General features: G+C 53.4%; 17 protein-coding genes. 14 read left to right on the forward strand and 3 right to left on the reverse strand.

All coding sequences use genetic code 11. From position 1 onward, the window contains the following. The first annotated feature begins 37 nt into the window (after window positions 1–37). Together rpoC and Z948_RS0110140 are read left to right on the forward strand one after the other, a co-directional pair. Entirely contained in the window at window positions 38–4,288 is a 4,251-nt protein-coding gene (gene rpoC / locus Z948_RS0110135; RefSeq protein WP_025059454.1) for a DNA-directed RNA polymerase subunit beta', read from the forward strand. Window positions 4,289–4,409: 121 nt separating this feature from the next. Continuing rightward, the gene (locus tag Z948_RS0110140; RefSeq protein ID WP_025059455.1) at window positions 4,410–5,276 is read left to right on the forward strand and encodes a DMT family transporter; all 867 of its coding nucleotides are present in this window, start codon (window positions 4,410–4,412) and stop codon (window positions 5,274–5,276) included. Here Z948_RS0110140 and Z948_RS0110145 read toward each other — a convergent pair. Together Z948_RS0110145 and Z948_RS0110150 are read right to left on the reverse strand one after the other, a co-directional pair. Continuing rightward, complete coding sequence (locus Z948_RS0110145) at window positions 5,265–6,107, reverse strand: putative rhamnosyl transferase (RefSeq protein WP_245604570.1); 843 nt, start codon at window positions 6,105–6,107, stop codon at window positions 5,265–5,267. The two genes, Z948_RS0110140 and Z948_RS0110145, sit on opposite strands and share 12 nt — an antisense overlap. Next, entirely contained in the window at window positions 6,076–6,888 is an 813-nt protein-coding gene (locus Z948_RS0110150) for a putative rhamnosyl transferase (RefSeq protein ID WP_025059457.1), read from the reverse strand. Before Z948_RS0110150 ends, Z948_RS0110145 begins: the two co-directional genes overlap by 32 nt. 372 nt (window positions 6,889–7,260) lie before the next feature. Between Z948_RS0110150 and rpsL the strand changes: the two genes are divergently transcribed. From rpsL to tuf, 4 genes are all read left to right on the forward strand, one after another. Further along, the gene (rpsL, locus tag Z948_RS0110155; RefSeq protein ID WP_025059458.1) at window positions 7,261–7,632 is read left to right on the forward strand and encodes a 30S ribosomal protein S12; all 372 of its coding nucleotides are present in this window, start codon (window positions 7,261–7,263) and stop codon (window positions 7,630–7,632) included. A gap of 93 nt (window positions 7,633–7,725) precedes the next feature. After that, window positions 7,726–8,196 (forward strand): 30S ribosomal protein S7, encoded by a 471-nt coding sequence (gene rpsG / locus Z948_RS0110160; protein ID WP_025059459.1) that lies wholly within the window; start codon window positions 7,726–7,728, stop codon window positions 8,194–8,196. Window positions 8,197–8,288: 92 nt separating this feature from the next. After that, window positions 8,289–10,409, forward strand: coding sequence for an elongation factor G (fusA, locus tag Z948_RS0110165; RefSeq protein ID WP_025059460.1), 2,121 nt, complete (start codon window positions 8,289–8,291; stop codon window positions 10,407–10,409). A 68-nt stretch (window positions 10,410–10,477) separates the two neighbouring features. After that, window positions 10,478–11,653, forward strand: coding sequence for an elongation factor Tu (tuf, locus tag Z948_RS0110170; RefSeq protein WP_025059443.1), 1,176 nt, complete (start codon window positions 10,478–10,480; stop codon window positions 11,651–11,653). A 578-nt stretch (window positions 11,654–12,231) separates the two neighbouring features. Here tuf and Z948_RS0110175 read toward each other — a convergent pair. Then, entirely contained in the window at window positions 12,232–13,269 is a 1,038-nt protein-coding gene (locus tag Z948_RS0110175) for a fatty acid desaturase (protein WP_025059461.1), read from the reverse strand. Window positions 13,270–13,756: 487 nt separating this feature from the next. On the opposite strand from Z948_RS0110175, the gene rpsJ reads away from it, so the two are divergent. The 8 genes from rpsJ (at window position 13,757) to rpsS (ending at window position 19,084) form a co-directional block, all read left to right on the forward strand. Further along, a complete protein-coding gene (rpsJ, locus tag Z948_RS0110180; RefSeq protein ID WP_025059462.1) occupies window positions 13,757–14,074 on the forward strand; it encodes a 30S ribosomal protein S10 in 318 nt (105 codons plus the stop codon). An 18-nt stretch (window positions 14,075–14,092) separates the two neighbouring features. Continuing rightward, window positions 14,093–14,827 carry a 50S ribosomal protein L3 gene (gene rplC / locus Z948_RS0110185; protein WP_037952196.1) on the forward strand — a complete coding sequence of 245 codons (735 nt, stop codon included), beginning with the start codon at window positions 14,093–14,095 and terminating at the stop codon, window positions 14,825–14,827. Further along, a complete protein-coding gene (gene rplD, locus Z948_RS0110190; protein ID WP_025059464.1) occupies window positions 14,824–15,441 on the forward strand; it encodes a 50S ribosomal protein L4 in 618 nt (205 codons plus the stop codon). The genes rplC and rplD overlap by 4 nt, the downstream gene beginning before the upstream one ends. After that, window positions 15,438–15,734: a 50S ribosomal protein L23 gene (locus tag Z948_RS0110195; RefSeq protein WP_025059465.1), complete on the forward strand. Its 297-nt coding sequence runs from the start codon at window positions 15,438–15,440 to the stop codon at window positions 15,732–15,734. The genes rplD and Z948_RS0110195 overlap by 4 nt, the downstream gene beginning before the upstream one ends. 116 nt (window positions 15,735–15,850) lie before the next feature. Further along, window positions 15,851–16,768: an amidohydrolase family protein gene (locus tag Z948_RS0110200; RefSeq protein WP_025059466.1), complete on the forward strand. Its 918-nt coding sequence runs from the start codon at window positions 15,851–15,853 to the stop codon at window positions 16,766–16,768. A 307-nt stretch (window positions 16,769–17,075) separates the two neighbouring features. Continuing rightward, complete coding sequence (locus Z948_RS18920) at window positions 17,076–17,777, forward strand: hypothetical protein (protein WP_156023521.1); 702 nt, start codon at window positions 17,076–17,078, stop codon at window positions 17,775–17,777. A gap of 182 nt (window positions 17,778–17,959) precedes the next feature. Further along, window positions 17,960–18,802 (forward strand): 50S ribosomal protein L2, encoded by an 843-nt coding sequence (gene rplB, locus Z948_RS0110210; protein ID WP_025059468.1) that lies wholly within the window; start codon window positions 17,960–17,962, stop codon window positions 18,800–18,802. Between the two features lie 3 nt (window positions 18,803–18,805). Next, window positions 18,806–19,084, forward strand: a complete 279-nt coding sequence (gene rpsS, locus Z948_RS0110215) for a 30S ribosomal protein S19 (RefSeq protein ID WP_025059469.1) — start codon at window positions 18,806–18,808, stop codon at window positions 19,082–19,084. Window positions 19,085–19,087: the final 3 nt, after the last annotated feature.

Genomic DNA, 19,087 nt, shown 5'->3' on the forward strand with positions numbered 1-19,087 from the left:
GCATCCCCACCATCCGCACCAAATTTGAGGTATCAAAATGAACCAGGAACTAACAAACAACCCGTTCAACCCCGTCGCGCCAATGAAGACGTTCGACGAAATCAAGGTGTCTTTGGCCTCGCCAGAGCGCATCCTGTCGTGGTCCTTCGGTGAGATCAAGAAACCAGAAACCATCAACTACCGTACGTTCAAACCTGAACGTGACGGCCTGTTCTGTGCGCGAATCTTTGGACCGATCAAAGACTACGAATGCCTGTGTGGTAAATATAAGCGCATGAAATATCGCGGCGTTGTCTGCGAAAAATGTGGTGTTGAAGTTACCCTTCAAAAAGTACGTCGTGAACGTATGGGCCACATCGAGCTGGCATCGCCAGTTGCGCACATCTGGTTCCTGAAATCGCTGCCTTCCCGCATCGGCCTGATGCTGGACATGACTCTGCGTGATCTGGAACGTGTCCTGTATTTCGAAAACTACGTTGTGATCGAGCCAGGCCTGACGGACCTCACCTACGGTCAAATGTTGACCGAAGAAGAGTATATGGACGCGCAAGACGCCTATGGCATGGATGCTTTCACGGCCAACATCGGTGCTGAAGCGATCCGCGAAATGCTGGCCGCGATTGATCTGGAGGCCGAGGCCGACCAGCTGCGCGAAGAGCTGAAAGAAGCCACAGGCGAGCTGAAGCCGAAGAAGATCATTAAACGCCTGAAGGTGGTTGAGTCCTTCCTTGAATCCGGCAACCGTCCTGAGTGGATGATCATGACCGTGATCCCTGTGATCCCGCCAGAGCTGCGCCCGCTGGTGCCGCTGGATGGTGGCCGCTTCGCGACATCCGATTTGAACGATCTGTATCGCCGCGTTATCAACCGGAACAACCGCCTCAAGCGTCTGATTGAGCTGCGCGCGCCTGATATCATCGTGCGTAACGAAAAGCGGATGTTGCAGGAATCTGTTGATGCGCTGTTCGACAACGGCCGTCGTGGCCGCGTGATCACTGGTGCCAACAAGCGCCCGCTGAAATCGCTGTCTGACATGCTGAAAGGTAAGCAAGGTCGCTTCCGTCAAAACCTTTTGGGTAAGCGCGTCGACTTCTCTGGCCGTTCGGTTATTGTGACCGGTCCTGAGCTGAAGCTGCATCAATGTGGCTTGCCCAAGAAGATGGCGCTCGAGCTGTTCAAACCCTTCATCTATTCGCGTCTTGAGGCCAAAGGTCTGTCCTCGACCGTGAAACAAGCCAAGAAATTGGTGGAAAAAGAGCGCCCCGAAGTTTGGGATATCTTGGATGAAGTTATCCGCGAACACCCTGTCATGCTGAACCGTGCGCCTACGCTGCACCGTCTTGGCATTCAGGCGTTTGAGCCCGTGCTGATCGAAGGTAAAGCGATCCAGCTGCACCCGCTGGTCTGTTCGGCCTTTAACGCTGACTTTGACGGCGACCAAATGGCTGTTCACGTGCCGCTCTCGCTGGAAGCCCAGCTGGAAGCGCGCGTATTGATGATGTCCACGAACAACGTTCTGTCGCCTGCAAACGGTGCGCCGATCATTGTTCCTTCTCAGGATATGATCTTGGGCCTGTACTATGTCACGCTGGAACGCGAAGGCATGGTTGGCGAAGGCAAAGTGTTCGGTAACGTTGACGAAGTACAGCATGCGCTGGACTCCGGTGAAGTACACCTGCACGCAAAAATCAAAGCGCGGATCAAACAGATCGATAACGAAGGTAACGAAGTGCTGGTACGCTTTGACACCACACCGGGTCGTGTTTTGTTGGGTGCGCTTCTGCCGCTGAACGCAAAGGCGCCGTTTGACCTCGTCAACCGTCTGCTGCGTAAGAAAGAAGTGCAGCAGGTCATCGATACGGTCTACCGTTACTGTGGTCAGAAAGAATCTGTGATCTTCTGTGACCAGATCATGACCATGGGCTTCCGCCAAGCTTTCAAGGCCGGTATTTCGTTTGGTAAAGACGACATGCTGATCCCTGAAACCAAGTGGACCTTGGTTGATGAGACACGCGAGCAGGTTAAAGACTTTGAACAGCAGTACATGGACGGCCTGATCACTCAGGGTGAAAAGTACAACAAAGTTGTTGATGCATGGTCAAAGTGTAACGACAAAGTCACCGACGCGATGATGGGCTCGATTTCCGATACTACATACGCTGAGAACGGCTCCGAGAACGAACCAAACTCGGTTTACATGATGGCCCACTCCGGTGCGCGTGGTTCTGTTACGCAGATGAAACAGCTGGGCGGTATGCGCGGTCTGATGGCGAAACCGAACGGCGACATCATCGAAACGCCGATTATCTCGAACTTTAAAGAAGGTCTGACCGTTCTTGAGTACTTCAACTCAACGCACGGTGCCCGTAAGGGTCTGTCGGATACGGCTTTGAAAACAGCGAACTCGGGTTACCTGACACGTCGTCTGGTTGATGTTGCTCAGGACTGTATCGTGCGCATGCACGATTGCGGCACCGATGCGTCGATCACTGCTACGGCTGCGGTTAACGATGGTGAGGTTGTTTCCTCACTGGCCGAACGTCTGTTGGGTCGTGTTGTTGCAGAAGACATCCTGCGCCCAGGCACGGACGAAGTGCTGGCAGCAGCGGGTTCAATCGTTGATGAACGTATGTCTGATCTTATCGACGAAGCCGGTGTTGCCTCTGCGCGCATTCGCTCACCTCTGACTTGTGAGGCCGAAGAAGGCGTTTGTGCACAGTGCTACGGTCGTGACCTTGCACGTGGTACTTTGGTGAACCAAGGTGAGGCCGTCGGCATCATCGCGGCTCAGTCCATCGGTGAACCTGGTACACAGCTGACAATGCGTACATTCCACATTGGCGGTGTTGCGCAGGGTGGTCAGCAGTCCTTCCAGGAAGCGGGCCAAGAAGGTAAGATCCAGTTCGAAAACGCCATGACACTGCAGAACTCTGCGGATGAAACCATGGTTATGGGCCGTAACATGAAGCTGCTTATCATCGACGAAAACGGTGACGAGCGTGCGAGCCACAAAGTGGGTTACGGTACCAAGCTGTTTGTCAAAGAGGGCCAAGACGTGGCGCGAGGCGACAAACTGTTCGAATGGGATCCCTACACGCTGCCGATCATCGCCGAAGCAGCTGGTACTGCCAAGACCGTCGATCTTATCTCTGGCATCTCTGTCAAAGACGAAACCGATGACGCGACTGGTATGACCCAGAAGATCGTGATCGACTGGCGTTCAGCTGCCAAAGGTAACGAGTTGAAGCCTGAAATCATCCTTCAGGACGGCAATGGCGAACCTCTGCGCAACAGCGCTGGCAACCCGATCACCTATCCTATGTCGGTGGATGCGATTTTGTCCGTCGAAGACGGTGCAGAAGTTGCAGCCGGTGACGTTATCGCGCGTATCCCGCGTGAAGGCGCCAAGACCAAGGATATTACCGGTGGTCTGCCACGTGTGGCCGAACTGTTTGAGGCACGTCGCCCGAAAGATCACGCGATCATCGCGGAAATCGACGGCTATGTGCGCTATGGCAAGGACTACAAAAACAAGCGCCGTATCGCGATCGAGAGCTCCGAAGATCCGGATCACAAGGTCGAATACATGGTGCCTAAGGGCAAGCACATCCCAGTGGCCGAAGGCGACTTCGTTCAAAAGGGTGACTACATCATGGACGGCAACCCAGCGCCGCATGACATTCTTGCCATTATGGGTGTCGAAGCGCTTGCTGATTACATGATCGACGAGGTGCAGGAGGTTTACCGTCTGCAGGGTGTGAAAATTAACGATAAACACATCGAAGTCATCGTGCGCCAAATGCTGCAAAAGTGGGAAGTTCAGGAATCTGGCGATACCACGCTGCTCAAAGGCGAACATGTCGACAAGCTCGAGTTCGATCAAGCCAACGAAAAGGCTCTGTCCAAAGGTGGCCGTGTCGCCAAAGGCGAGCCGATCCTGTTGGGTATCACCAAGGCGTCCTTGCAAACGCGCAGCTTCATCTCTGCCGCGTCCTTCCAAGAGACAACACGTGTTCTCACCGAGGCATCTGTCCAAGGTAAGCGCGACAAACTGGTTGGTCTCAAAGAGAACGTTATCGTTGGCCGCTTGATCCCTGCGGGTACTGGTGGGGCAACCCAGCAGATGCGTCGCGTTGCACATGACCGTGACAATGTTGTGGTCGAAGCACGCCGGATCGAAGCGGAGAAAGCAGCGGCACTTGCTGCTCCGACAGCGCCGGCAGACGACATTGTCGGTGGCGATGTGTTTGACAACGCGCCTAGCTTTGAAGAGGAAAGCCGCGATTAATTCGCAGCCTTCGTAAAAAATCTAAAACCCCCGCAGCCACATGGTTGCGGGGGTTTTCTTTTTCATTGCCCCTGATTGTTTGTTGCGACAGTGTCAGGCCCTTAGAGATAGGGAGGCAGAGATGTCCGCAAATGCAAAGGGCGCGCTGTTGATGATGGCTTCGATGGCGGCGTTTGTGATCAACGACACGTTTCTCAAGCTCACCAATGGGGCGATCCCATTGTTCCAGCTGATTTTTGTGCGGGGGGTGCTAGCGACGATCCTGATCTATTTCTTAGCCCGTAGTTTGGGTGCGCTACGCAGCGGTATCGGGCCGCGGGACAAGGGCCTCATCGCTCTGCGGGGGGTGGCAGAAATTGTCACCTCATACTTTTTCCTAAGCGCCTTATTCAAAATGCCGCTCGGCAATCTGAACGCGATCATGCAGGTGGTTCCTTTGACGGTGACACTGGGGTCAGCACTGTTTTACCGCGAAGCTGTTGGTTGGCGGCGCATGTTGGCGATTGCTGTTGGTTTTTGCGGCGTGTTGTTGATCATTCGCCCCGGTGCAGAGGGTTTTAATATTTGGTCTCTCTATGCGCTGGGGGCTGTTATTTGCGTCACTTTGCGTGATCTGTTGACGCGCCAGCTGTCCGCTGATGTCTCGGGCATGGCGGTGACGCTGGGCACAACCGTTTCCGTTATGATCGCCGCAGGCTTGGCGTCTTTGACGCAGGAATGGGTGCCCGTAACGGGCCAGCAAAGCGTTTATATCGTCGGGTCAGCCGTGTTCATTCTGGCAGGGTATTTCTTTAGTATCCAGGTTATGCGGGCGGGCGATGTCTCGTTTATCGCGCCGTTTCGCTATACGGGTTTGATCGGGGCGATGATCATCGGCTATTTCGTTTTTGATGAGGTGCCAACGGCCCTGACATTGCTAGGGGCGGCGATTGTGACGGGGATGGGGTTGTTTACCTTTTACCGCGAGCGCAAGCTGTCACGGGCGTGAAAAGACCCGCTTTACATGCGCGTCATCAATCCCAAAGGTGGATCGAATATGGGCGGCTTGCTCTGCGTCCATGGGTTGGTAATCAAAGACGTTCTTTTTGCCCTTTAGTCGGCTGTCGTTAAAATCATTATGCCCCCGCATCATCATATCCTCACCGGTGAGCGTAAGTGTCGGCATGGTTTTCCATAGGTTCTGGTGGCCGTGGTTCATGATCGTGTCGTCACTACCCGCCTGCACAACCATCCCCAGTGCGATCGCAGAATAGGCATAGTGATAGGCCCATAGTTTGACCCCATCGACACCAGCGGTGAAAACATACCCTTGATTAAAGTCGATCGCGACAGAGGGATGGCGCGCTGTTATGGCGCTTAGGTCTTCAGCGGCTTGTTTGAACTTTTCGACAAACGTCACAGCCATCGCATCATCGTCATCTAACCGAAATTGCAGACAAGGTTCATCGGGTGGGCCGCGCCATTCGTTGACGGCTTTCTTCATGATCCTGCGGTGTTGGCGTGGGGGGTATTGTCTGATCACGCATTGCGGGATGTCTGCGGTTAGATTGTGCAACCTTTCTAAATGGTGCGATGGCAGGCTTGTGCCTGTGACAATCAGAAAGGTGAAGTCAGGGTCAGTTTGGGCGGCGACGCAGGGCAGGGTGATCGCTTCAAAAAGGCGAAACCGTTCCTCCATCCGCTCGTCGCCATATAGAAATGCCTCAAGGGCGGCCTGATCTTCGTGGCCGACTTTGAAGCCGCCGATACCTGCATAAGAAAAGCGGCAAACGCCAACTGTTCGCATGTCATGCGCCTCCAAACGTTTGCTGGACGACATTAATATCAATCGCAAAGCGTTGCCGGAAATTTTCCGCTTGATCATAATCAAGCGGTTCGACGGGCACCGCCTTGACTGGTTTTTGTCGACTATCGTTTGAGGCGTTGTGGCCGCGCACAAACATCCGCGGTTCGCTAAAGCTGACGGCGGGCATAAAGCGGTTAATCTTGTTATGGGCAAAGTTCATGATGGTCAGATGGCAATTGCCTTTTACCCACATACCCAAGGCGGCAACGTCAAAGGGGCGGTAAATCTCTGCGGCTGATATGCCCTCTTTTCCGTATTCTGCGATAAACCCTTTATTCCAATCAAAGGCGACGGCCTTGTGTTGTTTGGTAAGCCCCTCGCAATCATGGGCGGCCTTGCGCAGACGTTCGACAAAATCCACAGCGACAGCATCATCGTCATCAAAGCGGAATTGAAGGCAGGGCTGAGAAAAATCTTTTCGGGCGGCGTTTAGAATGGCTTTCATCACCTCGCGCTGTGGGCGAGGTGGCTCGGCGTGAATGCGGGCTTGTGGCATATCCGCAATCAGGGCTTCCAATCGCGCGCGGTGATGGGCGGGCATCTGATCACCGATCACGATGATCAATTCAAAATCGGGGTCTGTTTGGGCCTTGAGCGAGGGGAGAGCAACGGCTTGGAATAATTGGAACCGCTCTTCCAGACGTTCGTCATCATAAAGATAGTCTATGCGCTCTTCGATGGTGTCGTGATCCACCTGAAATCCGCCTATTGCGGGGTAGGAAAATCGGCATAAGCCAATCACTTGGAGCGCCACGTTGTTGTCCTTTCAGGTTTTGCTGGGACTATGTGTCGTGCGGTGCGGGTTTGGCAAGGGTGCGCCCCAAGGATTGGGAATGTGCTGCGCTGTTGACACGCTGGGCGACTCTCCGTATATGGCCGTTATCTCGCTAATGGGGGTAATCCCCTGACGCGCAAATCATACCGCATGTGGTCACGATCCAGGCCGCCTTTATTGGCCCGATCCTCTGTAGCATAGCCGCCTCGCTTACCTCGGTACGGAAGCGTTGCGGCCATATTGCTTTGGACCATTTGCACCATCCACGCCGCGTTACGATGCGGCATACTATTCACCGCAAGAGGGTTCGCCCGATTGCATTCAAGATCGCAACACGGGGATAAAACCGGAATGCCAACAATTCAGCAGCTGATCCGCAAACCGCGCCAGCCGAAACGCAAAGTATCTAAATCCATGCACCTGCAGCAGTGTCCGCAGAAGCGTGGCGTTTGTACACGTGTATACACCACCACACCAAAGAAACCGAACTCCGCTATGCGTAAAGTTGCGAAGGTTCGCCTGACCAACGGTTTCGAAGTAATCTCCTACATCGGTGGTGAATCGCACAACCTTCAGGAACACTCTGTGGTTCTGATCCGCGGCGGTCGTGTAAAAGACCTTCCAGGTGTTCGTTACCACATCGTTCGCGGTGTTCTCGATACACAAGGCGTTAAAGACCGGAAACAGCGTCGCTCCAAATACGGTGCGAAGCGTCCGAAGTAATTTTACGCTTGGTCGGGTGGGTTTCACCCGACTGTTACAATCTGACACTATGCACCGCTCTGCGCTGCACCCCGCCAAGAGGAAGACAACAAGATGTCACGCCGCCACGCCGCTGAAAAACGCGAAGTACTACCAGACGCCAAATACGGTGATCTGATCCTGACAAAATTCATGAACAACCTGATGATCGACGGCAAAAAAGCCGTTGCTGAGCGGATTGTTTACAACGCATTCGACCGCGTTGAAGCCAAAATCAAACGTGCCCCAGTGGAAGTTTTCCACGAAGCGCTTGAAAACATCCAGCCATCCGTCGAAGTGCGTTCGCGCCGCGTTGGTGGTGCAACCTATCAGGTTCCTGTTGAGGTTCGCCCTGAGCGTCGTCAGGCCCTTGCGATCCGCTGGTTGATCAAAGCGGCACGTTCGCGCAACGAAAACACCATGGAAGAGCGCCTTGCAGGCGAGCTTATGGACGCTGTCCAATCCCGTGGTACCGCCGTTAAGAAACGCGAAGACACGCATAAAATGGCCGACGCGAACAAAGCGTTCAGCCACTACCGCTGGTAACATTCTTAAGATCGGGGCCCGGATCCGCTGGGCCCCGATTTACCAAAAGGGCATCCCCCTTTTTCAAAGCATATTCCTGAGGAAGCTATCAAATGGCACGCGACTATCCCCTCGACCTGTATCGCAACTTTGGTATCATCGCGCACATCGATGCGGGTAAAACCACATGTTCCGAACGTATTCTGTACTATACTGGTAAAGAGCATAACATCGGCGAAGTGCACGATGGTGCGGCAACAATGGACTGGATGGAGCAAGAGCAGGAACGGGGTATTACAATTACTTCCGCTGCGACAACGACATTCTGGGAACGTACCGAAGACGGCAAAACGCCAGATTCTCCCAAGCACCGCATGAACATCATCGACACACCAGGTCACGTTGACTTCACCATCGAAGTTGAACGTTCCTTGGCGGTTCTCGATGGCGCGGTTACTGTTCTTGACGGTAACGCCGGTGTTGAGCCACAGACCGAAACAGTTTGGCGTCAGGCCGACCGCTACAAAGTTCCACGTATTGTTTTCGTAAACAAAATGGACAAAATCGGCGCGGACTTCTTCAACTGTGTTGCACAGATCGAAGAGCGCACAGGCGCGACGGCTGTTCCAATCGGTGTTCCAATCGGTGCTGAAACCGAACTCGAAGGCCTTGTTGACCTCGTGACCATGGAAGAGTGGGTTTATGAGGGTGAAGACCTTGGCGCGACATGGCAGAAACGCCCGATCCGTGCTGATCTTCAGGACATGGCCAACGAATGGCGTGGCAAAATGATCGAAGCTGCGGTTGAAATGGATGATGACGCCATGGAAGCCTATCTGATGGACGGCACAGAGCCTGACGTCGACACGCTTCGCAAGCTGATCCGCAAAGGCTGCTTGTCGCTGTCCTTCGTTCCAGTTTTGGGCGGTTCCGCGTTCAAAAACAAAGGCGTTCAGCCACTTCTCAACGCTGTTGTTGACTACCTGCCGAGCCCGCTCGACGTTGTTGACTACATGGGCTTTAAGCCAGGCGATGAGACAGAAACACGTGACATCCCGCGCCGCGCGGACGATGAAATGGCGTTCTCTGGCCTTGCCTTCAAAATCATGAACGACCCCTTTGTTGGCTCGTTGACCTTCACACGCATCTACTCTGGTACGCTGAACAAAGGCGACACGCTTTTGAACTCCACCAAAGGTCGTAAAGAACGTGTTGGTCGTATGATGATGATGCACGCCATCGACCGTGAAGAAATCACCGAAGCATTCGCGGGTGACATCATCGCGCTTGCCGGTCTGAAAGACACCACAACAGGTGACACGCTTTGCGCGGTTAACGATCCTGTGGTTCTGGAAACAATGACCTTCCCTGATCCGGTTATCGAGATCGCGGTTGAGCCTAAAACCAAGGCTGACCAAGAGAAAATGGGCATTGGCCTCCAGCGTCTTGCAGCAGAAGATCCATCTTTCCGCGTTGAGACTGATCTGGAATCCGGTCAGACCATCATGAAGGGCATGGGCGAACTTCACCTCGACATCCTCGTGGACCGTCTGAAGCGCGAATTCAAAGTTGAAGCCAACATTGGTGCACCTCAGGTAGCCTACCGTGAGACGATCTCACGCGAAGCAGAAATCACCTACACGCACAAGAAACAGTCCGGTGGTTCTGGTCAGTTTGCTGAAGTGAAGATGATCCTGATGCCAACCGAGCCAGGCGAAGGTTACTCCTTTGAATCCCGCATCGTTGGTGGTGCTGTTCCAAAGGAATACATCCCGGGCGTTGAAAAAGGCATTCAATCCGTTATGGATAGCGGTCCTCTCGCGGGCTTCCCCGTTATCGACTTCAAGGTTGCCTTGATCGACGGTAAGTTCCACGACGTTGACTCCTCTGTGCTGGCGTTTGAAATCGCTGCACGTATGGGCATGCGTGAAGGCATGAAGAAGGCTGGCGCGAAAATGCTTGAGCCAATCATGAAAGTCGAAGTGATCACACCAGAAGAATACACTGGTGGTATCATCGGCGACCTGACTTCACGTCGCGGTCAGGTACAGGGTCAGGACACACGCGGTAACGCGATTGCCATCGACGCCTTCGTGCCGCTGGCCAACATGTTCGGCTACATCAACACGCTTCGCTCCATGTCTTCGGGCCGCGCGAACTTTACGATGCAGTTTGACCACTACGAAGGTGTTCCACAGAACATCTCCGACGAGATCCAAGCGAAATTTGCTTAACACTGGATGGCGCGCAAACAACTTGCGCGCCACTCCCCCTGAAATTTGAACATTAAGGAGCCAACACCATGGCAAAGGAAAAGTTTGAACGTACCAAACCACACGTCAACATCGGCACAATTGGCCACGTTGACCACGGTAAGACGACACTGACAGCAGCGATCACCAAGTATTTTGGTGACTTCAAAGCGTACGACCAGATTGATGGCGCGCCAGAAGAAAAAGCACGTGGTATCACGATCTCTACAGCGCACGTTGAGTATGAAACAGCAGACCGCCACTATGCGCACGTTGATTGCCCAGGTCACGCTGACTATGTGAAAAACATGATCACTGGTGCTGCGCAGATGGACGGCGCGATCCTGGTTGTGAACGCGGCCGATGGCCCAATGCCACAGACACGTGAGCACATCCTTTTGGGCCGCCAGGTTGGCATCCCATACATGGTTGTTTTCATGAACAAAGTTGACCAGGTAGACGACGAAGAGCTGCTGGAACTGGTTGAAATGGAAATCCGTGAACTGCTGTCCTCTTACGAGTACCCAGGCGACGACATTCCAGTAATCGCAGGTTCCGCTTTGGCGGCGATGGAAGGTAACAACCCAGAAATCGGCGAAGAAGCGATCAAGAAATTGATGGCGGCTGTTGATGAGTACATCCCAACACCTGCACGTGCTGTTGACCAGCCGTTCCTGATGCCGGTTGAGGACGTGTTCTCGATCTCTGGCCGTGGTACAGTTGTTACAGGCCGTGTTGAGCGTGGCGTAATCAATGTTGGCGACAGCATCGAAATCGTTGGTATCCGTGACACCACAACAACGACCTGCACAGGCGTTGAAATGTTCCGCAAGCTGCTGGACAGCGGTGAAGCGGGCGACAACATCGGCGCATTGCTGCGCGGCGTTGACCGTGACGGTGTTGAGCGTGGCCAGGTTCTTTGTAAGCCAGGTTCGGTTAACCCACACACGAAGTTCGAAGCAGAAGCCTATATTCTGACCAAAGAAGAAGGCGGTCGTCACACCCCATTCTTCGCGAACTACCGTCCACAGTTCTACTTCCGTACAACAGACGTTACGGGCACAGTTCAGCTGCCAGAAGGCACTGAAATGGTTATGCCTGGTGACAACCTGAAGTTCGACGTTGAACTGATCGCGCCAATCGCGATGGAGCAGGGCCTGCGCTTTGCGATCCGCGAAGGTGGCCGTACCGTTGGTGCGGGCGTTGTATCCAAAATCACTGAGTAAGCTGCTCTGGCCGCAAGGCCTGACATGCGAACTTAGCCAAGCAAAGGCCGTCCCTAGGGGCGGCCTTTGTTGCGTTTGTGGGAGGCGCATGTTGGCGTGAGTAGATTAGTGTCCGTAATTTGGCGGCTTGTTGTAGCGCTGTAGCGTAGTCCTATTTTGCACTGTGGTCGGCTCAGAGACCTTTGGCATCTGGCTAGGATTGAGGTGAATTTTTGAGGGCGCCTAACAGGTTGTTTACTGCAGCGGAATCTGGCCCCTGTTTTCGTTGCGTAACCAACGACCTCGTGGGGGAACGCAAGTGGTTCGGCATAAGTCGTTGCACAAATTTTCGTTTCGCTCTGGGCTAACAGGATGTCTGCGGGAAAAAGGGTTTTAACCTTGCGAGGCCCCGAGCGAGTGAAAGCTTTTGCGGTCCGCGCCTTTTCGCCATGACAATAGTGAACGAGGAAAGGTAGATCGAAATCCCTTTGGAATCGAAAGGATCAATCATATTTTCTGAAACAGCCTAAATGAAAAAGGGCCACCTATTGGCGGCCCTTTTTCATTTTGTCAGCTGGGTTAACCGCTGGATTACTGGATTAAGTTGTCGGCACGGCCCGCGCTTCTGCGAAAGACAGCAGGCGCTTGGACTTTTCATCCCACAGGTGCAGGCGCGCGTTGGCAAAGCTTTCGCGCAGAGTCATCCGGTTCATATCCGCGAGGCTTCCATGGTCACGCAGGACTTCTGGGAGGCGGTAAAAGGGGATGCGGCTGTACAGGTGGTGAACATGGTGGATGCCGATATTCGCGCTTAACCATTGTAGCACGGAGGGCAGCACGTAGTGTGAGCTGCCTTGCAGGGCGGCTTCGTGCAGATCCCAGTCTTCATCGGCTTCCCAAAGTGTGGTTTCGAACTGGTGCTGCACATAGAACAGCCAGACGCCCGCAGTTGCGGCCAGTAGTGTAGAGGGTACGAAGATCAAAAGGATCGGCATCAACCCGCCAAAATACCAGATCGTAACCAGTGCGGCGATGATCGCGGCGTTGGTGGTCATCGCGCTAACCCAGTATTTAGCTTTTTCAGTCAGACCCAACGGCAAGCGGTTCTGCAAGAAAAACAGATACCCTGGCCCCAAGCCAAACAAAACAACGGGGTGGCGATATAGGCGATAGCGGAACTGTTTGTAGGGGCTGAGCGCCTTGTATTCAGCGACGGTTAGCGTGGCGATGTCACCAATTCCACGACGGCCTAGGTTTCCTGATCCGCTATGGTGGATTGAATGGGATCGGCGCCAAACGTCATAGGGCGTAAGGGTCAGCACCCCCAAAACGCGACCAACCCAATCGCTCAGGGCGCGCCCTTTGAAAAAGGATGCGTGGCCGCAATCATGCTGAATAGCAAAGAGGCGCAATAGGAACGCTGCATTGCACAAAGAGATTGCCAGCGTGAGCCAAGCGCTGATGGAAAGCGCCCACCATGCCAAGGCCCAAAGGCCAACAAATGGGCCTATGGTTACGCCGAGCTCGTAAAAACTCCGCCATGTGTTTGGCTCGCGATAGCGAGCGAGGACTTTGACCCAATCACGTGCGCGCGTTGGATCGGCGGTTTCGTCGATGTTACCGAAATGTTTGGTCATGTGCCTGCTAACTTGTCGTTGTTGACAGCATAGATAGAGTATTCCTCTCCTTGAACAACTTCTAAAGATGCTCCCAAAATTAAGAATTCGCAAAGAATGGAAGATTTTCTACTTTAGCGGCAAGATTTCGCTAAAAACGCGACGATCTGACGCCTGCAAATTATGCGTGTGCGCTTTTCGCGGCGTAAAAGCGATTAAAGTAAATGCCAATGGCTCGTACATTGGCGGTTAGATTTTCATAGCCCCAGTTTTGCCCGTCTTAGGCGTTTGGGCGGGCAGTGTTTGGCTAAAAACGGTGATCTGCATTTACAGCGGGAATAGGGGCAATCCGCTCTTGCCACAGCGGGCGACTCGGCCTATACGCCCCCTATTGATCGGGGTGTGCCATTGGCGTGCCCCGTTTACGTTAGACTAAAGCGCGAAGAGGGTGCGCGATGAGCGTGCGTCCTCCAATCCGTCTCCATCCCGAAGATAAGGGATTTGTATTATGGCTGCTAGCCAAAACATCCGCATTCGCCTCAAGGCGTTTGACTATCGGGTGCTTGATGCCTCCACACAGGAAATCGTCAACACCGCAAAGCGCACAGGCGCTTCTGTTCGCGGCCCAATTCCGCTGCCGAACAAAATCGAAAAATTCACCGTTCTACGTGGTCCACACGTTGACAAAAAATCCCGTGACCAGTTCGAGATCCGCACGCACAAGCGCATGCTGGATATCGTTGATCCGACTCCCCAGACCGTTGACGCGCTGATGAAGCTCGACCTCGCCGCTGGTGTTGATGTCGAGATCAAGCTGCAGTCATAAGCGTAGGAGGGTAATACTATGTTGCGCTCAGGCGTTATTGCAAAAAAGATGGGCATGACCCGTCTGTTCATGGAAGACGGCAAGCAGATCCCTGTAACCGTTCTTCAGCTCGATAACCTTCAGGTTGTTGCACAGCGTACAATCGAAAAGGACGGCTATGTTGCTGTTCAGCTCGGTGCTGGCACAGCAAAAGCAAAGCGTACATCCAAAGCGATGCGCGGCCACTTTGCTGCTGCAAAGGTTGAACCAAAGCGCAAAGTTGCAGAATTCCGCGTTGACGCGGATGCGATGATTGCTGTTGGCGAAGAGATCGTTGCAGATCACTACTTCGCTGGTCAGTACGTTGACGTTGCAGGCACTTCTATCGGTAAAGGTTTTGCCGGTGCGATGAAGCGTCACAACTTTGGCGGTCTTCGCGCGACACACGGTGTTTCGATCTCTCACCGTTCGCACGGTTCCACAGGTCAGTGTCAGGATCCTGGTAAGGTTTTCAAAGGCAAGAAAATGGCCGGACACATGGGCGCAGCCCGCGTGACAACCATGAACCTGCAAGTTGTCAAAACTGACACCGCTCGCGGCTTGATCATGGTCAAAGGCGCTGTTCCAGGTTCCAAAGGTGGTTGGGTGACAGTTAAGGATGCGGTTAAGAAACCGTTCCCTGAAAACGCTGTTGTTCCTGCTGCTCTGAAATCCGCAGCTGCTCCTGCAGCTGAAGCACCCGCAGAAACACCTGCGGAAGGTGGTGAAGCATGAAACTAGACGTTATCAAACTAGACGGCGGTAAAGCCGGTTCGGTTGATCTGGACGAGGCCCTGTTCGGTCTTGAGCCACGTGCCGACATCCTGCACCGTGTTGTGCGCTGGCAGCGTAACAACGCGCAAGCGGGTACGCACAAGGTGAAAACACGCCGCGAAGTCAGCTATTCCACCAAAAAGATCTATCGCCAAAAAGGCACTGGTGGCGCACGCCACGGCGCCCGCTCGGCTCCGATCTTTCGTGGGGGCGGTATCTACAAGGGTCCAACACCTCGTAGCCACGGCCACGAGTTGACCAAGAAGTTCCGCAAATTGGGTCTGCGTCATGCACTCTCCGCAAAGGCAAAAGCCGGCGCGTTGGTCATCATCGACGATGCAGCATCCGACGGGAAAACATCCGCACTGGCCAAGCAGGTTTCTGCATTGGGTTGGAAGCGGGCGTTGATCATTGACGGTGCATCCGTGAATGAGAACTTCCTACAAGCCGCGCGCAACATTGACGGTCTGGATATCCTGCCAACAATGGGCGCAAACGTATACGACATCCTCAAGCGTGACACACTTGTGATCACCAAAGCGGGGATTGAAGCACTGGAGGCCCGTTTGAAATGAGCGCGAAGCCAGAACATTACGACGTGATCCGCAAGCCGATCATCACCGAAAAAGCGACAATGGCATCTGAGAACAATGCCGTCGTTTTCGAAGTGGCGATCGACAGCAACAAGCCAATGATCAAAGAAGCTGTTGAAGCTCTCTTTGGTGTAAAAGTGAAGGCCGTGAACACGACCATCACCAAAGGTAAAGTAAAGCGCTTCCGCGGTCAGCTGGGCACACGTAAAGACGTGAAAAAAGCCTATGTGACGCTGGAAGAAGGCAACACGATCGACGTATCCACTGGTCTGTAAAGACTAGTCATATACTGTAAATTAGAACCCCAGTCTCTTGCGAGGCTGGGGTTTTTTCATTTGCGTTTGAACCGTGCTTGGGGGAGCGTAGGAAAACGAAATCAAGGGGCCAAGAAATGTTTCGCAAGTTCTCTCTTCTTTCTGCCGCGGCATTGTCGCTTTGTCTGAGTTCTGGTTTCGTCGCAGCGCATGAGGATCATGACCACGGTGACGAAGACCCGAATGCGCCTATTGGCGAGGCGGTCCATGACCTCCCCCTGTTCGACGCCCATATTCACTACAAGGAGCCTGCATGGGGGCCATACCCCGTTGAAAAGGTGATCCGCCTGATGGACAACTCTGGTGTGGCGATGGGGCTTGTCTCTTCTACGCCGGACGAAGGCACGATCGAGCTGTGGAAATACGCGCCTAACCGCATCGTGCCCGAATTGCGCCCCTATCATGGGGAAGCGAACTCCTCCAATTGGACGCATGTGCACGGGATGGAGAGCTACCTCAATGAGCGGCTCGAGAAATACCCCCATCAAGGCATCGGAGAGTTCCACATCCGCAGCCGTAAAATGTGGGATCGGGTTCTGTTTAAAAGCATCATTAACACAGCCAAAGAGCGCGACCTGTTTCTTCATGTTCATTCCGGCGCCGCGCCCATTCGCTGGCTGTACGGTTTGGACAAAGACGTCAAAATCATCTGGGCCCATGCGGGTTTAGGAGAGCCGCCCAGCACGGTTTATAAGACCATGAAGAAATACCCAAATCTGGTTGCAGATACCTCTTTGCGAGAGCTGGCAATCCTTGGCCGCGGTGACGATCTGGACCCTGAATGGAAAAAGATCGTTTATGACTTTCAAGATCGTTTGATGATCGGCAGCGATACATGGGTGAACGAGCAATGGGACCGCTATGACAATATCATGGCCTCCAACCGCGCATGGCTTGCCAAACTGCCCCGCTCGATCGCTGAAAAAATCGCATATCGCAACGCTGAGCGGTATTTTGGACAAGATATCCATATGGGGCTGATCGGAAAACGTTGAATTCCTAAGCTTTAGGGCTTCAGGTATACGAGGGGCTGGGATTTTTTGGAAAGATTGAGGGGCGTAGCTGTGAGGCTGCGCCCTTTACCTTTCGTACCAAAGGGATCACCGTTAGGGACTGTGCGAATGGGCTGGTTGGTAAGGGGATCTATTTGGCCTCTATAGCGGTAAACGCTCTTTGTGGCTCTTTTCATATAGGATCAAACTTTGAGAGTTCGACAGGGTGGGCTTGATAAGGCCGCCTTTTGCGGGCACTTCCTCAACCAAGGAGGGAAGGGCTCTCTGATCAAACCGAAAGGGACGGGCTTTGAAATTTGGGAATTTATTTGGTGTTTTAGTGATCTCACTGGTGACAGGTTGCGGTGGAGATCTTGAGGTACGGGAAAGCCCGCAAGCATTGAGCCCGACCGGTTCTCAGTCACGTCAAGTTTTTCCAACTTCCGAAGGACAAGGGGCGATTGCTGCCCGTCCCTCACTAGGTGGTAATGGCGCTGTAGCTGTGTCTGCTGGTGCTGAGCAAGTGGCGACCTCTTCTAACCGTAAAAAATCTCGGCGAAGGGGGGCAAAAGGAACAACGGTGAAAATCGGAGAGATCACGGTGATTTGGGCCGATTTCACCAGTGTCTACTATAGAGGTTCATCTACATCAAAGCTTCCGGAAGGCGAGGGCGTCTATCTTTTCTCTCGAACCCTTCAATCTCTATACACGCTTCCGAATGGGGAGCAGGTGGATAGCAACCAATGTTATTCCAAGATGCTCCGCTCGACCGACCCTGTTCTTCAAAATGCATATTTGAAATGTTACAATAGCTCAGCAGCTAAGGACAATGCTGCCCAATCGGGTTTCCCGTTTCAAAAATTTGTCTCGTTGGCGCGCCAAGCCGTAACTGCTGAAGGGAGTTGCGAATGGCTAGGCTACGATCGCGGTTTTGATCTTTCAGTTCGGGCGGGGCTTGCCAGTGCCTCAGATGAAAGGCTCTTTTTTGCCAAGCTTCGGTGTGGCCGCTAGAAGAATAAGCGCAAGCGGCTTGACCCCATCCTCACCACACCCTAAAGAACCCCATCGGCACAGCCCCAGATTCGTCTGGGGCTTTGTTGTTGTTCGCAAGAACATATCTACTGGGACCTTCGGGGCCCTCTAACCACAGCGGACCTACGGGGCCGCATACAAGCAAACGGAAGACAGAGAACATGGCACTCAAGTCGTACAAACCGACGACGCCAGGCCAGCGTGGACTGGTACTGATTGACCGTTCGGAGCTTTGGAAAGGACGCCCTGTTAAGGCCCTCACAGAAGGTCTTACTAAACACGGCGGCCGGAACAACACCGGACGGATCACAATGCGTCGCAAGGGTGGTGGTGCAAAGCGCCTCTACCGCATCGTAGATTTCAAACGCAACAAATTGGACGTCACAGCGACGGTCATGCGTATTGAATATGACCCTAACCGGACAGCGTTCATCGCACTGGTAAAATACGAAGACGGTGAGCAGGCATACATCCTTGCACCTCAGCGTATCGCCATTGGTGATCAGGTCGTGGCATCCGCCAAGGCTGACATCAAACCAGGTAACGCAATGCCATTCTCCGGCATGCCTATCGGTACAATCATTCACAACATCGAGATGAAGCCAGGCAAAGGCGGTCAAATCGCCCGTGCAGCCGGTACATACGCCCAATTCGTTGGCCGTGATGGTGGCTATGCACAGATTCGTCTGTCATCCGGTGAATTGCGTCTTGTTCGTCAGGAATGCATGGCCACCGTTGGTGCTGTGTCCAACCCAGACAACTCCAACCAGAACTACGGTAAAGCGGGCCGCATGCGTCACAAGGGCATCCGCCCAAGTGTTCGTGGTGTCGTTATGAACCCGATCGATCACCCACATGGTGGTGGTGAAGGTCGTACATCTGGTGGTCGTCACCCGGTTACTCCATGGGGTAAACCAACCAAGGGTGCCAAGACTCGTAACAAGAAAAAAGCGTCAAGCAGCCTGATTATCCGGTCGCGCCACGCCAAGAAGAAGGGGCGTTAATTTATGTCTCGTTCAGTATGGAAAGGTCCTTTTGTTGACTCTTATGTCCTCAAAAAGGCCGAAGCATCTCGTGAGAGCGGTCGTAACGAAGTGATCAAAATCTGGTCCCGTCGTTCCACGATCCTGCCTCAGTTTGTTGGCCTGACATTCGGTGTCTACAACGGTCACAAGCACATCCCAGTAAACGTCAGCGAAGAAATGATCGGTCAGAAGTTTGGTGAGTATTCGCCAACTCGTACCTATTATGGTCACGCAGCTGACAAAAAAGCGAAGCGGAAATAAGCC

The organism is Sulfitobacter donghicola DSW-25 = KCTC 12864 = JCM 14565 (assembly GCF_000622405.1).
GTDB classification, from domain to species: domain Bacteria; phylum Pseudomonadota; class Alphaproteobacteria; order Rhodobacterales; family Rhodobacteraceae; genus Sulfitobacter; species Sulfitobacter donghicola.